At 63.3% G+C, this 14,604-nt stretch carries 15 protein-coding genes; 10 read left to right on the top strand and 5 right to left on the bottom strand.

From position 1 onward, the window contains the following. The first annotated feature begins 217 nt into the window (after window positions 1-217). The 5 genes from OIE68_RS12030 (at window position 218) to OIE68_RS12010 (ending at window position 4,601) form a co-directional block, all read left to right on the top strand. The gene (locus OIE68_RS12030; RefSeq protein ID WP_327099460.1) at window positions 218-763 is read left to right on the top strand and encodes a hypothetical protein; all 546 of its coding nucleotides are present in this window, start codon (window positions 218-220) and stop codon (window positions 761-763) included. A 217-nt stretch (window positions 764-980) separates the two neighbouring features. After that, on the top strand, window positions 981-1,625 hold the full coding sequence (locus OIE68_RS12025; protein WP_327099459.1) for an ABC transporter permease: 645 nt from the start codon (window positions 981-983) through the stop codon (window positions 1,623-1,625). Beyond that, window positions 1,622-2,893 carry an ATP-binding cassette domain-containing protein gene (locus tag OIE68_RS12020; RefSeq protein ID WP_327099458.1) on the top strand — a complete coding sequence of 424 codons (1,272 nt, stop codon included), beginning with the start codon at window positions 1,622-1,624 and terminating at the stop codon, window positions 2,891-2,893. The genes OIE68_RS12025 and OIE68_RS12020 overlap by 4 nt, the downstream gene beginning before the upstream one ends. Further along, the gene (locus OIE68_RS12015) at window positions 2,890-3,627 is read left to right on the top strand and encodes an ABC transporter permease (protein ID WP_327099457.1); all 738 of its coding nucleotides are present in this window, start codon (window positions 2,890-2,892) and stop codon (window positions 3,625-3,627) included. Before OIE68_RS12020 ends, OIE68_RS12015 begins: the two co-directional genes overlap by 4 nt. Further along, a complete protein-coding gene (locus OIE68_RS12010; protein ID WP_327099456.1) occupies window positions 3,624-4,601 on the top strand; it encodes a glycine betaine ABC transporter substrate-binding protein in 978 nt (325 codons plus the stop codon). Before OIE68_RS12015 ends, OIE68_RS12010 begins: the two co-directional genes overlap by 4 nt. Here the strand turns inward: OIE68_RS12010 and OIE68_RS12005 are convergent, their stop codons facing one another. Both OIE68_RS12005 and OIE68_RS12000 read right to left on the bottom strand, forming a co-directional pair. Beyond that, window positions 4,602-5,405, bottom strand: a complete 804-nt coding sequence (locus OIE68_RS12005) for a hypothetical protein (protein WP_327099455.1) — start codon at window positions 5,403-5,405, stop codon at window positions 4,602-4,604. Between the two features lie 247 nt (window positions 5,406-5,652). After that, complete coding sequence (locus tag OIE68_RS12000) at window positions 5,653-6,711, bottom strand: hypothetical protein (RefSeq protein WP_327099454.1); 1,059 nt, start codon at window positions 6,709-6,711, stop codon at window positions 5,653-5,655. 205 nt (window positions 6,712-6,916) lie between these two features. Here OIE68_RS12000 and OIE68_RS11995 point away from each other — a divergent pair, with 205 nt between their 5' ends. Both OIE68_RS11995 and OIE68_RS11990 read left to right on the top strand, forming a co-directional pair. Continuing rightward, complete coding sequence (locus tag OIE68_RS11995; RefSeq protein WP_327099453.1) at window positions 6,917-8,383, top strand: MDR family MFS transporter; 1,467 nt, start codon at window positions 6,917-6,919, stop codon at window positions 8,381-8,383. Between the two features lie 183 nt (window positions 8,384-8,566). Continuing rightward, window positions 8,567-9,031 carry an NUDIX hydrolase gene (locus OIE68_RS11990; protein ID WP_327099452.1) on the top strand — a complete coding sequence of 155 codons (465 nt, stop codon included), beginning with the start codon at window positions 8,567-8,569 and terminating at the stop codon, window positions 9,029-9,031. A gap of 32 nt (window positions 9,032-9,063) precedes the next feature. Here the strand turns inward: OIE68_RS11990 and OIE68_RS11985 are convergent, their stop codons facing one another. After that, window positions 9,064-9,561, bottom strand: coding sequence for a hypothetical protein (locus tag OIE68_RS11985; protein WP_327099451.1), 498 nt, complete (start codon window positions 9,559-9,561; stop codon window positions 9,064-9,066). 271 nt (window positions 9,562-9,832) lie between these two features. Between OIE68_RS11985 and OIE68_RS11980 the strand changes: the two genes are divergently transcribed. Further along, complete coding sequence (locus OIE68_RS11980; protein ID WP_327099450.1) at window positions 9,833-11,620, top strand: DUF885 domain-containing protein; 1,788 nt, start codon at window positions 9,833-9,835, stop codon at window positions 11,618-11,620. Between the two features lie 311 nt (window positions 11,621-11,931). On the opposite strand, the gene OIE68_RS11975 is transcribed toward OIE68_RS11980, so the two are convergent. Continuing rightward, complete coding sequence (locus OIE68_RS11975; RefSeq protein ID WP_327099449.1) at window positions 11,932-12,063, bottom strand: hypothetical protein; 132 nt, start codon at window positions 12,061-12,063, stop codon at window positions 11,932-11,934. Between the two features lie 259 nt (window positions 12,064-12,322). On the opposite strand from OIE68_RS11975, the gene OIE68_RS47060 reads away from it, so the two are divergent. Then, window positions 12,323-12,517, top strand: coding sequence for a TOPRIM nucleotidyl transferase/hydrolase domain-containing protein (locus OIE68_RS47060; protein ID WP_419150766.1), 195 nt, complete (start codon window positions 12,323-12,325; stop codon window positions 12,515-12,517). After that, window positions 12,423-12,791: a hypothetical protein gene (locus tag OIE68_RS11970; protein ID WP_327099448.1), complete on the top strand. Its 369-nt coding sequence runs from the start codon at window positions 12,423-12,425 to the stop codon at window positions 12,789-12,791. The genes OIE68_RS47060 and OIE68_RS11970 overlap by 95 nt, the downstream gene beginning before the upstream one ends. 186 nt (window positions 12,792-12,977) lie before the next feature. Here OIE68_RS11970 and OIE68_RS11965 read toward each other — a convergent pair whose 3' ends face one another. Beyond that, entirely contained in the window at window positions 12,978-14,456 is a 1,479-nt protein-coding gene (locus OIE68_RS11965; RefSeq protein WP_327099447.1) for an aldehyde dehydrogenase, read from the bottom strand. Between the last annotated feature and the right edge of the window lie 148 nt (window positions 14,457-14,604).

The following is a 14,604-nucleotide window of genomic DNA, read 5'->3' as shown; positions in this document are numbered from 1 at the left end:
CCATCGGCTGACCCGTCGCTCTGCCGGAGATGTTGGGCGGCAACATGATCGGCACGCAGTCTGTCCGAGTCGCAGCCCGGATTGCGGCCCGCAGGGGTTGCCCCCGGACGGTACTATTACCTTTCGATCACAGATGTGGTCGACTGAATCACGTGGCCCGGCACGGGCTTTCAGGCACGTGTCGGCGCGCGACAGCCGATGAAATGTGGGGAAAACCATGAGTGCCACCAAGTTCGCCGCCACCGCCTTGCTCGCGATCGGTGCGACCGGCATTACCGCAGGCGCCGTGCAGGCCCAGCCGGTAGCATCCGACACCACCGTGCAGGCGACCGATCACGGCATCAACTTCGTCACCGCACCGACCGCAGACCGCCGAGGAGTCAGCACCACCGTCGAGACCGGACGGTTCACCGTGGCCGCCGATGCTCTTTCGATCACCCTCACCGACGTCGCGGGCAATGCGGTGACCTCGATTCCGCTGGGGCTGCAGACCGCGGCCGGGACCGTCGCCCTGACACCGGAGATCGCCAATGACGGCCGAACCCTCACCCTCACAGCGCAATCCGACACCACGCGGACCGCGCAGGCAATCGATGAGGCCTCGGACACGATCGCCCGCAAGCAGTACAACGCCGGGATCGGCGCGCTCATCGGCGCCGGGATCGGCGCGGTGATCGGCTTCTTCCTCGGTGGTGTCGGTGCACTCGTCACCGTCCCGCTCGGCGCGGGCATCGGCGCCCTGATCGGCTACTCCACCCCCTGATTCCGGATCAGAAGCACTTCGAGTCCCTGTGTGCCGCTACCGAACAGCGGCGGCACACAGGGACTCGCGTCTGTCAGCCCACCAATACCGTGAGCCATTCGCCGCCGCGTGCCGTCCGGCACCGAGCGGCAGTTTCGTTTAGTCTTTGACAATTCGTGCGTCTGGTTACTGCGCGCAGACAGGTAGCGATCGGTCTTCGGCTGACGATGGGAATTCCGTGCATTTGTGGAGCTACATCCGAGGACGGGGCGAGGTTCTGGCGTTCCTGACGTATCAGCATGCCTCCCTTGCGTTTCAGACGGTGCTGGTGGGGACTGTCGTCGCTGTCCTCATCGCGGTGGCGGTCTATCGGCTTCCGCTGTTGTCCGCGCTTTCGCTGACCTCGAGCCGGGTCGCGCTGACGATTCCTTCGCTCGCGCTGTTGGCGCTGCTGTTGGTCCCGTTCGGACTCGGCGTGGTCCCGTCGTTCATCATGCTGGCGTTCTTCGCGGCATTGCCGGTGATCGGCAATGCGATCGTGGGCCTGCGGTCGGTGCCTGCCTCGGTCGTCGAATCCGCACGCGGGATCGGCTTTTCGCGATGGCGCATTCTGCTGACCGTCGAATTGCCGATTGCCTGGCCGGTAATCCTCACCGGCATCAGGGTGTCCACCCAGATGATCGTCGGCGTTGCCGCCATCGTCGCCTATGTTCTCGGACCCGGCCTCGGATCGCTGATCTTCAACGGCCTTTCGCGGCTCGGCGGGGCGAACGCGCTCGAAATGGCGCTGACGGGCACGATTCTCATCGTCCTCATCGCGTTGGTGTTCGACGCGCTCCTCGTCCTGCTCGGACGCCTCACGATCGCAAAGGGACTGTCATGACCAGCCAACCCGCGCCGACCGCACCGGAGCGCAATGTCACCGGTGCGTCCATCAAGCTGGATTCGGTTGTCAAGCGCTACAAGAGTCAGGAGAAACCGGCGGTCGAGCGGCTCGATCTGGAAATCGATGCGGGCGATATCGTCGCGTTCGTCGGCCCGTCCGGCTGCGGCAAGACGACCACACTCAAGATGATCAACCGGCTGATCGAGCCGACGGAAGGCCGGATCTTCATCGGCGGCCGCGATGTCACCAGGGAAGATCCGGACAAGTTGCGGCAGTCGATCGGATATGTCATCCAGTCCGGCGGGCTGTTCCCGCACTGGTCGGTGGCCAAGAATGTCGGCGCCATCCCACGGGTGCTCGGATGGGACAGGAAGCGGATCGCCGAGCGCACCGAGTATCTGCTCGATCTGGTCGGTCTCGACCCGGGCACCTTCGCCGACCGGCTGCCCAAGGATATGTCCGGCGGACAGCAGCAGCGGGTCGGCGTCGCCCGTGCGCTCGCCGCGGACCCGCCGGTGCTGCTCATGGACGAGCCGTTCGGCGCGGTCGATCCGATTACCCGGGTTCGCCTGCAGGACAGTCTGATCGCGATCCAGCACGAACTCGGTAAGACCATCGTGATCGTCACCCACGACTTCGAGGAGGCCACCAAGCTCGGCGACAAGGTGCTCATCCTGTCCGAAGGCGGTCACGTCGAGCAGTACGCGCGCCCGGAAGAGATCCTCACCGATCCGGCCACACCGTTCGTGGAGGAATTCGTCGGATCCGGCGCGAAACTGGCCTATCTGACCGTCTCGCGGGTGCGCGATGTCGCGTACGACAAGGTGATCACCGCTCGGGTGGGGGAGTCGGCGCAGGGGGTGATCGAACGTGCGAAGGCCGCCGGACACACCTGGATAGTCGTCGTCGACGAGGCGGGGCGGCCGCGGTCGTGGCCCTCGCTCACGGAGGTCGCGACCAAACCGGAGGTCTCCGACTTTCTGGACCGGCGGTTGCCTGTCGTCGCGCGATCCTCGACCCTCAATGACGCGCTCGACGCCATGCTCGCGACCAGCCAAGGTGCCGCGCTCGTCACCGATGGCCGCGGCGCGGTGGTCGGCTCGCTCGGCATCAGCTCGGTGACGGAGGTGATTCGGGCCAAACTCGCCGAGGGGAACACTGATGGCGAGGACCTGTCGTACGAGACATACGTCGACGGCACCGACCCGGCGCCGACCCCGGTGGTCGCCGCCGATGACGAACCCGGATCGGCCGGGCAGTCATGAATCGTCTGCGCCGCATTCCGATCGACGTGTGGTTCGAACCGCTCGTCATCGGTGTCATCGCCATCGGATACGTCATCTGGTATCGCTCGACGACTTTCACCGCGACGGAGCGGGCGTCCCTCGGCTGGGCCAATCTGCAGACCACGATCCTCGCTCACATCAAGCTGACCGTCGTCGCCACGGTGATCGTGGTCGTTTTCGCGATTCCACTGGGCATCGCGCTGACCCGGCCGGCGCTGAATCGGTTCGAGCCCATCGTCGTCAATATCGCCAATATCGGCCAGGCCGCGCCCGCGGTCGGTCTGCTCGTCTTGTTCACCTTCTGGTTGGGCACCGGATTCCGCACTGCGATAGTCGGTCTCGTCGTGTACGCGATCCTGCCTATCCTGCAGAACACGATCGTCGGGCTGCGGCAGGTGGATCAGCGCACGATCGAGGCCTCGCGGGGTATCGGCTTCTCGGGCACGCGGACACTGTTCCAGGTCGAGCTCCCGCTCGCGGTGCCGGTGATCCTCAACGGTGTCCGCACCGCGCTGGTCATCCTGGTCGGTACCGCGACATTGAGCACCTTCATCGGCGCGACCAGCCTCGGCACGCTGATCACCACCGGCGTCACCCTCTTCCTGCCTAAGCTGCTCATCTCCGGCGCGATCCTCGTCGGACTGCTCGCGTTGGTCATCGACTGGCTCGGCAGACTCGTCGAACTGGCCGCCACACCGCGAGGTGTGTCATGAGATCGCCACTGGTCACACTGGTTTCGGCACTGGTCGCGACAATGGCGATGCTCACCGGATGTGGTCTGGTGAGCTCGTCCGGAACATTCCACGACGCGCGGCTGCCCGGCGGCGAGCGGCCGCTGGACGGTGCGAAGCTGGTCGTCACCTCGAAGAGCTTCACCGAGGGGGTATTGCTCGGCAAGATTACCGCGACCTACCTGGCCGCGGCGGGCGCTCACGTCACGGACCTGACCGGAGCGCCGGGTTCCGCATCGTCTCGACAGGCCCAGCTCAACGGCGATGCCGATGTGCTGTGGGAATACACCGGCACCGGTTGGGTCAACTACCACAACGAGACCGAGACGATCTCGGACCCGAAGGAACTGTGGCAGCGTGTCCATGACATCGAGAAGCGCGATCACGACCTGGAGTGGTTGCCGCCGGCCAATTTCAATGACACATACGCATTCGGCGCATCGACGCCGAATGCCGAACGCCTGCAGGTGAAGTCGCTGTCCGATGTCGCCGCGCTCCCGGTGCCCGATCGAACCTTCTGCGTCGACGACGAATTCTTCAGCCGCTCCGACGGTTTCATTCCGATGCTGCAGAAGTACGGGATCCCCTACAACGATCCGAACGGTGTTCCTTCCGGCAATGTCACGCGCATGGACGCCGGTGTCGTCTACACGGCGACGGCCAAGGGCGCGCCGTGCAACTTCGGCATGATCTACACCACCGACGGTCGGGTCAAGAACCTGAATCTGGTCGTCCTCGACGACGACAAGCAGTTCTTCCTGCCCTACAGCGGTACCGCGGTCGTGCGCGGCGTCGTCCTCGACCGCTACCCGCAGTTACGAACCCTGCTGGGCACGATTTCCGAACACCTCACCGACGAGCTGATGCAGGACCTCAATGGCCGCGTCGATATCGATGGCGAGGATCCCGCCGATGTCGCCTACGACTGGCTGAAGAGCGAGAAGCTGGTCGAATAGCTAATTGTCGACAGGGGGTTGCAGGCTTATGCGGTCGGCGAGGGCATCGACGGCGTCCGCGTCGGCGTAGGCCTCGGTGGTCAGTTCTAGGAATGCGGCCCAGCGGTTTATGCGTGGTGTCCAGCGTTGGATAAAGGCGTGGGCATGTTCGAACTCACCTTGCGTGCCGCTTATCCGCGCACGTGCCGCCGCTTCGGTGGCGGCTTGTACGGTGTTCTGGGCCAATGCCAATTGTTCTCGGCAGTGGTCGGCGTCCGGGACTTCCTCGCGCACGGTGTCGGCTTCGACGCGCAGGTTGAGGATGAGTCCGGCCAGTCTGGGGTCGGCCGGTCCCGACCGTGGGGCGGAGGTTCCCGCGGCGATGGCTTTATCGCGGCGTTCACGTCGCCGCCGCTCCCGTTTCTCGGCCAGCGCCACTTGCTTACGGTAGATCTCGGTGTCCGCGACGGTGACGACCGGATAGGTCAATACTGCTGTCGCCGAGAGCATTTCGACGCCATTACCGTCGCAGACCTGGATGGTGACCTGGTCCAGCGGCCGGTCCGGGTCGGGTTCCTCCTCGAGGCGGGCGTCCAGGACCGCGTTTCGGTGTTCGATCACGATGTCCGCGACGACCCGGTCGAACACCGCGGTGCCGACCTCGATGTGGTTGGTGCACGTGCGGCCGGTGCAGTCATCGGGAATGCCGAATTCGCCGTCACCGGAGTCGACAACGGAGTTCCCGGTTGGCCCGCTGCCGACAACCTCCCATTTGTAGGTGTTGGATTGCGCTACGTCGGCTCGCTCCACACAGTCCTCGGACATGGCCTGACCGTACTTCATGAAGGCGCCGCGAATCGGGTTGTTCTCCGAAGCCGTCGAGATACGCCGTTGAGCCCGGCGCGTCGGCACGGACAGCACCCTCGATCCGACGGCGACATCCGTTATTTGTGCTGGTTGCCGGGTATGCGAGCGGCAGAAGGTGAGCAGAAATGGTTGCGCTCGGCTTTGTATTCCGGTCCGCCGATACCGCGGGGACCCGCGGTCGCTGGTACCGCTGGTGATGGCACGCTCACCGGAGGGGGCCGGTATGCGGATGTGCCTGGAAGAAATCCCACATGATCTGATTAGCGCTGATCGATACGGTAGCGCCGACCAGTGGTTCGGGGGCGACAGGCGGCGAGCCCGGCCAGGTGTGCCCGCCGCCCAGCAGCGCGTATAGCTCGACGGCGCCGTTTACGGGGCATGGGTAGCGGAACAGGGTGACATCGCCGGCAATCCGGCGCTCTTCCGGCTCGGGCCCGCAGCGGTTTCGGTGCGCCCAAGCGGCAGCCTGCGTCGGGATGCTCGCCGGTCCCGGACCGTCGACGCCGCTCGGCCTGGTGCCGCCCCGTCCGGCCGCCGAACCCGAACCATCGGCCGAAGGCAGCAACTGGGCGTTGGGACCGGGTCCGCCGGTGTAGGCGACGAACGGGTCGGCCGTCCCATGGAACGCGATGACGGGTATCGGACGCGTCGGATTGCACCAGGCGAAGTCCTGCAGTCCGGCCACCGGTGCGACGGCCGCGATCCGGTCCGCGAGCTGACATGCCAGCGACGAAGTGGTGAAGCCACCCATCGACAGTCCGGTGACGAACACTCGCCGCAGATCGACGCACAGTGTGGATTCCACGTGCGTCAGCAGTTCCGACAGATAGGCGACATCGTCGCTGTTCTCGCTGAAATCCCAGCGCGGCCAACCGGGTTCGTCGAGTTGCGGAGTGATCGTCGCGAATCCGTGCTCGATTCCGAATTGGCCGACACCGGTGGCGACGCGTTCGATCTGGGCGGGCTCCAGGTACCCGTGGACATCGAAGACCACCGGTAGCGCGCCTGATGTCCCCGCAGGAACGTCCTGGACGTAGCTACCCGATTTTCCCGCTGCCGCGAACTGCCCGGTGGAGTTTCCCGGGGCGACCGCGGGCAGAGCGCATCCCGCGGAAGCCACCGGATCGGCGGCGTTCGGCTCGTCGGCTGCTGCCGCATTACCGCCACACACGAGTGTCATCGCCATGACGAACGCCGCCGCGGTGCTCGTCCGCATCCGGCGCTGCGCCGTTCGTCCCGCGTTGGAAGGATCATTCTTCATCATGAGAGGTATGTTCTCACCCATACGCCCGCTGTGGGGGCGCGGTGTCGATGGATGGAAGAGCGACGAACTTGTCGGTGGCGACCGCAATACTGTCGCGTGCCGATGAATTCGAGCTGCCGGTCCCGTCTCAACCACTGTGGCGAGATCCGATGAATCGGCAACGCGCCACACATATTCCTGTCGAGACGCTCTGGAGGTACACCCGATGTCAGCCGAACTTTCCGCCCCCGCCTCGGGAGGGCGGACGCCGACCGTCATCCGGGTACTCGTACTCGCGACCTTCGTGGTGATCCTGAACGAAACCATCATGATCAACGCGATCCCGCGGCTGATGGCCGACCTCGAGGTCACCGAGCGGGCGGCTCAGTGGGTGTCCACCGCGTTCATGTTGACGATGGCCGCCGTCATCCCGACTACCGGCTGGTTCCTGCAGCGGGTATCGACCAGACGGGCCTATGCCGTGGCGATGGGGGTCTTCCTCGCCGGTACCGCGCTGTCGGCCGTCGCGCCGTCGTTCGCGGTGCTGCTGCTCGGCCGGGTCATTCAAGCCGGCGGCGCTGCGGTAATGATGCCGCTGCTGATGACCACACTCATGACCGTCGTGCCCGAACAGGACCGCGGCCGGGTGATGGGCAATGTCACCCTTGCCATTTCGGTGGCGCCCGCCCTCGGCCCGGTGGTCTCCGGGATGGTGCTGCAGATCGGTTCGTGGCGTTGGCTTTTCGTGCTGGTGCTGCCGATCACTGCGGTCGTCACCTGGCTGGGTCTGCGTCGACTGGAGAATGTCGGTGAACCGCAGGCCGGGGCGATCGACTCGGCCAGCGTGGTGCTCGCCGCCCTCGGATTCGGCGGGCTGGTATTCGGGCTCAGCCGGTTCGAGAGCGACAACCTCACCAGCCCGGCTCTGATCGTCGCCGCAGGCTCGGCTCTCATCGCCGTATTCGTATTCCGTCAGCTGCGCCTGCAGCGCATCGGCACCCCGCTGCTGGATCTGCGGGTCCTGCTGTCCGGCACCTACGCGAAGGCACTGGTGCTGATGTCGGTCGCGTTCATGGCGATGCTCGGCTCGATGATCCTGCTGCCGCTGTATCTGCAGAACCTGCGTGGCCTGAGCCCCTTGCAGACCGGCCTGCTGGTGATGCCGGGCGGGCTGGCGATGGGTCTGCTCGGACCGACGGTCGGCCGCCTGTTCGACCGGTTCGGTGGACGCGTACTCGTCATTCCCGGCTCGGTCGGGATCGCCGCAGCGCTGGCCGGATTCACCCAGATCTCGATGTCCATGCCGTACTGGCAGCTGCTGGTACTGCACATCCTGCTGATGGTGTCGCTGGCCGCCGCCTTCACCCCGGTCTTCACCCTCGGGCTCGGCGCGCTTCCGCAGCATTTGTACTCGCACGGTAGCTCGATGCTCGGCACGCTGCAGCAGGTCGCCGCAGCCTTCGGCACCGCCCTGGTGGTAACGGTGATGTCGGCCCGCAGCACCGGACTCGTCGCCGACGGCACCGACCCAGTCACGGCCCACCTCGACGGCATGCGCCTGGCCTTCCTGGTCTCCGCCGCTCTGGCACTGGTCGTGATCGTCATGGCTGTGCTGCTGCCGAGCCGGGCGGCGGCCGCCCCTGCGGATGGCGAGGAGCTCGACACCGCAGTCCCCGAATTGGTCAAGAGCTGACCACAATTCGGCACGCCGAACCCCTGGTCCCGTTCTTGCGGGCCAGGGGTTTCGGCGCCTCCAAGCCCGTTCGATGAGTCCGATGTATTCCGGTGCCATGGTGGGCGTTCGGCTGATCCTGCCCCGGCACTCCCTTGGCGCAAACCCAGCTCAACGATTATGGACAAAGGGGATTTTCATTTCATGACCGACGCGACCACCAAGTCTCACGGCTCAGATACTCGGCGACACAAAGTCACTGGAGATGTTCACCTCCTGCTACGCCGCGGAAACGACGTCCTCTTCGGCCTGCGCCAGAACACCGGCTACGAGGACGGAGCCTGGCACCTGCCCTCCGGCCACCTGGAAGCTGGCGAATCCGTGATCGACGCCCTGATTCGCGAAGCCAAGGAGGAGATCGGGATCAGCATCGCCCCCGAGGACGTCCACTTCGCCCACATCATGCACAACTCGTCCTCCGGCGGACGAATGGCGTTCTTCTTTTCGGTGCGTTCCTGGAAGGGAGAGCCCGAGAACCAAGAACCAGACAAATGCGCAGAGCTGCAATGGGTTTCAGCCAATGAACCGCCTGAGCGCATGATCGACTACTGTCGTGCGGCAATGGCGCACATCGTCAGTGGTAGCCCATTTTCCATCTACGGCTGGTAACGATGACCAATCCGCCCGGCCGGTGCAGTTCGTCAGCCGGGTTCGATTCGCGCCATGTCCACAAGGGTGGTCTTACTCGAACCGGGGTCCTTAGGGACACCGGAGAGGGTAGGACCACCTTTCTCGTTTCTGGACCTTCTACTTGGGCGGGGCGATCGGGGTAGCCCCTGGTGGAAAGTTCGTCCAGTCCCGCCAACTTCGTGTAGGCCAGCGAAAGGCTCGTTGAGCTGGTCAGCCTTCACACCATCAATGTCCAGGTAGAAGCACTGGTAGAACGTCTGGTTGAGGTGGCGCCGGACCACATCACTTCCGTTCTCGTGCAACTCCTGCGGATCGCTGAGCAGATCCAGTGCGTTCACCAATACCTCGACACCGACCGCCAACTCCGCGTGTGTGGCGGTCAGCCGGGCTTCGATGCTGGTGCGCTCGCTCTGGATCTTGCGGAGCCTGGCCTTGATCTTGTCCTGTGGCAGGGCATTGTCGATGGTCAGATCAAGTTGGAGACAGAACCTAGTTGTTGCGGTCAGCACCTCGTCGCGACGCCTACTTCGAGCGCATAGACCAGCGTGCCTGGACGCGGACGTCAGAGAGATGAAGACACCGAGCAAGCGCCTCTGGCCATTCGTGCGTGTGTTGATCACCGATAGGGCCGTCACAATGGCGCTATCGTAATCCGAGCGGCCCGGCAAGTGGGCCGCCCAGGTTTCCCCGGCCCCGGGCATAATGCAATCCCTGGGCGCGAAAGTGGTGCTTCGAACTCATCAAACCCGCGCGCCTGCGCGGGTCGAAGGAGCGATTGCCATGATCACACCCGCTGACACAACGAAGCCTGGTGCCCGCCGGAAATGGCTGGCTTCGTCGCTCGTAACACTGCTGTTCCTGGTGACGTTCGTACAGGCATGCAGTAGTCCAAGTCGCCCGCCTCCCGCATCCGCGGGTTCCGGCGATGACGCCTTCCACAAGCTCGCGGCAGAGTTTCTCGAATTCACTTACAAACAAGATCCATCGAATGCGACTTTCCTCGGCATCCATAAATACGACGATCTGATTGCGGACCGGTCAGCGGCGGCGGTGCAGGCCGAAGCCAATTCGATCAAGTCGTTCCAGGCGCGGTTCAATGACGTTGATGCCGAAGAACTTTCACTCGAAGCACAGCTCGACCTCGAACAGACCAAGCAGACGCTCGACGGAATGCTGTTGCGCAAAGAGGTCATCCGCCCCTGGGCGAAGGATCCCGACACCTACAGCAGCGGTATCACCAACGACGCCTTTGTGATGATCTCGCGCACGTTCGCGCCGCCCGAGCAACGGCTGAGGTCACTCACCGCCCGCCTGAAGTTGATGCCGAATGCCCTCGCCGAGGCCCGCAAGAACCTCGACAATCCACCACGTGTCTACACCGAGATCGCCATCGACCAACTCGACGGCAACCGCCACTTCTTCGCGGTGGATGTGCCTGCGGCGTTCGCCGACGTGAAAGACCCACCGCTGCTGGCCGAGTTCAGCTCTGCCAACGACGCGGTGGTCGCCGCACTCGATGACTATAAGGAATGGCTGCAGAGCGATCTGCTGAACCGGTCCAACGGCTCGTTCGCGTACGGCCCGGACATCTATCGGAAGGTGCTCGCCGCCGACGAGATGATCACCACCCCGCTGCCCGACTTGCTGTCCATCGCGGAGGCGGACCTCAAGCGCAACCAGCAGGCGTTTGCCGAGGCTGCTCGAAAGATCGACCCAACAAAGACGCCAACAGACGTGCTCGCGGAGGCGGCGAAGGACTACCCACCAGCGTCGGAGTTATTGGCAGTGACACAGAGCAACCTCGACAGCCTGGAGCAGTTCGTCCGCGACAAGCAGATCATCGAGCTTCCGCTGGCTCCACCGGCACGAGTGGTGGAGACCCCACCCTTCCTGCGCGCGACGCTTACGGCGTCGATGGACATACCCGGCCCGTTCGAGACCGTCGCCACCGAGGCCTACTTCACCATGACACTGCCTGATCCGACATGGTCACAAGAGAAGCAGGACGACTTCATGACGCAGTGGTACCGGCCCATGATCAGCAACGCGTCCGTACACGAGGTGTGGCCAGGACACTATGTGCAATTCCTCTACGCGAAAGACTATCCGTCCGATATTCGCAAAGTCATTACGGCGCCAAGTAATTCCGAGGGCTGGGCGCACTACTGCGAGCAGATGATGCTCGACGAGGGCCTGCACGCCGACGATCCGCGCTACCGGCTGGCGCAAATCCAGGATGCCCTACGCCGTGACGTCCGCTTCATTGTCGGCATCAAACTGCATACGCAGGGCATGACGATCGAGCAGGCGCAGGACATGTTCTTGAAGCAGGCATATGAACCCGAACCGGTCGCAGAGTCAGAGACCAAGCGTGGAACCTCTGACGCCACATACGGCTACTACACGATGGGCAAGTTGATGATCCTGAAGCTGCGTGACGACTACAAGGCCAAGATAGGCGACAAGTATTCATTGAAGGATTTCCACGACGCGTACATCAAACTCGGGCCGCTTCCGTTGCCGCTCATCCGCAAAGCAATGCTCGGAGATATCGGCAGTCCGTTCTAGTGCCTCGTTCAGATAAATTGCCCGGTAGCCGGATGTCACAATCGGCGACGCCGAGAATCTGGCCGAGTTGGGCATCAGCCGAAACCCACGCGCTGACTCGTCTATGCGATCAACCGTCGGGGAGTTCCGCGCTCGCGGGGGTTGAAACCTACTCGGTCGCGATCTCCTTGAATTCGTCGCTTGTCCATATGCGCAGGCGTGAAAATCTGCCTACATTAGCGGCACTGACCTGCTACAAGAAGCTCACTAAGGCTTAGCCGACCATATGAAGTACGCTCTTTGAGCGTTGGCAGCGGGCGGCCGAAATCACTCTACGTCAATGGAAGCCGCTCTAGCTGCTGGTGCAGTGCCGCTACGATCCGCTCCTGTTCCCGGTCGATCCAGTAGTTGCTGTGGGCGTGGACAGCCTCCGGCGCAGGCGCCTTGTCCGACCAGGTGGTCATTTCTGGATCGGGAATCCATACGTCTTGAGGGGGTGGATCATGTGGATAGCTACTGACGAACCTGCTTCCCTCGGACGTGGTGAACAGAGGTGTGGCGATGGGATCGGTGTCACGCCAGACGTTCACCCATTGGTATGTCTTCCGGGATCGTCGGTAATCAATCAACAATTAAAAGCACTTCAATTGCCGAGATCGCGGCTGATATCGGCAAGAGCGAAGAGTCTGTTAGTAAGGTTGCAACGAAGGAGTTGCCTACCTCATTTTCGGAAGGTTTCTTTTCCGATCGTGTCGTACTTGTGTCGAGGGCGATACCGACAAAGTTGTAATCGAAGCCCTTGCTGAACGTTGCGGTATGCCACTTGACGCTGTGGGTGTATCGGTCCTGTGCATGGGAGCTGACCAATCTCCGTGGTGCGATCGGGTTTATCCTTTCGCCCGCCGAGCAGATCAATAACCTTCGAGACACACTGCGCGCAGCAACCCTGTCCGCCTTCCCTGATGCTCCGGTGAAGGACTCGTCGTCCGCGCCACATGTGACGATTGCCTACCCGATGTATGAGGGACTCTCGGCAGAGGCTGCTGCAACGGCGGCTGCTATAGACGCGCCGCTCGATGGCGTTGCTGTCACGGTTTCCGACGTGACAATGGTTGCGCTTGAGCGGCGGGGGTGCGGATACCGATGGGACGAGGTGGCATGCCTCTCGCTATCTGGCAAACGCAAAGAGTGAGTAGTGTCTGGCTATAGGACGAAGGCGACGCTTGACCGCGCCCGCGTGACTGCTACGTAGAACTTTGGCACATCTCCGGCGTCATCATTCACCGATGGGTGGCGCGGTGATACTTTCCGGATCCCGCGTGTGCCCACGTCTGCTCTACTGCGACGCCATGTCGGATCGGCGACAGGCCTCGGCGGATCAGCGGATTACGAAGGGATTTCCCACGGGCGCACCGGAATTGATCCAGACCGTCTTGGTTTCGAGATATTCCCGGACGGCGTCGACACCGTTTTCCCTGCCGATGCCGGAATCCTTGAATCCGCCGAACGGTGCCATGAAGCTGACGGCGCGATAGGTGTTCACCCATACGGTGCCGGAGCGAATGCGGTCGGCCATGCGTAGTGCACGGCCGATATCACTGGTCCAGACGCCCGCACCGAGGCCGAAGCGGACATCGTTGGCGAGGGCGACGGCATCGTCTTCGGCGCGAAACGGAATGACGGCGAGCACCGGTCCGAAGACTTCCTCCTGCGCGATGCGCATCCGGTTGTCGACGTCGGTGAAGATGGTCGGTTCGATGAACCAGCCGTTGCCGCATTCCGAGCGCGTCGCGGGCGCTCCGCCCAAAGCCAGTGTGGCGCCTTCCTTTTCGGCGATCCGAAGGTAGTCCAGCACCTTCGTGTACTGCGCCGGTGTGGTGATCGGGCCGACCTGGGTGTTCTCGGACATGGGGTCGCCCATGCGGGCCGTGCGCGCGAGTTCCACTACGCGCGCGACGAATTCGTCGTGAATGCTGTCTTGGACCAGCAGTCGCGATCCGGCGATACAGGTCTGGCCGGTGGCGGCGAAGATGCCGGAAACGACTCCGTTGACGGCGGCGTCGAGATCGGCGTCGGCGAATACGATATTCGGGGATTTACCGCCCAGTTCGAGACTCACGTGCTTGAGGTCACGAGCCGCGGCCTCGTTGATTCCGCGCCCGGTGAAATCGGATCCGGTGAAGGTGATCTTGCGGACCAGCGGATGCTCGACGAGGGCGGTGCCGACGTCGGCGCCGAAGCCGGTCACCACATTGATCACGCCCGGTGGCAATCCGGCGGCATGGAACAGCCTGACCAGCTCGATCGTGGAGGCGGAGGTGAATTCCGACGGTTTGATCACCACTGTGCAGCCTGCGGCGAGGGCCGGGGCCAGCTTCCAGGTCAGTAGCATCAGCGGTGAATTCCACGGCGTGATGATGCCGACGACACCGACGGGCTCTTGGCGCGTGTAGGCGAAGTAGCCCTTCTTGTCCAGCGGCAGGACTGTCCCCTCGATCTTGTCGGCCAGTCCGCCGTAGTAGTAGAACCACTGGGACAGATAGCTGAGCTGGCCATACATCTCGGCGAATAGTTTGCCGTTGTCGCGGACCTCGAGCTCGGCCAGTCGGTGCGCATGCTCGGCGAGGGTGTCGCCGAGGCGGCGCAGCAGTGCGCCGCGAGCGCTCGCGGTGAGTTCCGGCCAGGAGCCGGAGGTCGAGGCCCGGTGGGCGGCCTGCACCGCGACGTCGACATCCTCGGTGCCGCCTTTGGCGATTCGGGCCCATGGTTCGCCGAGATACGGGTTGTCGGTGGGGAACCACTCGCCGCCGATCGGCTGATGGTCCTGCCCGTCGATGAACATCGGATACTGCTGCATGGCGAACCTCGGTATCAGAAGACTCTGCGACCGATCATGAGTGATGATGAGCACGGTTGAAAAATAAAAACAATTGATGCCCGTATTTCCGGACGGCATATGACGCTGGTGCGTGACGCGATGGGCGTCCGTTCGACCCGAGCCATTC

Source organism: Nocardia vinacea (genome assembly GCF_035920345.1).
GTDB lineage: Bacteria > Actinomycetota > Actinomycetes > Mycobacteriales > Mycobacteriaceae > Nocardia > Nocardia vinacea_A.
This window is presented reverse-complemented; position numbering and strand designations above follow the sequence as displayed.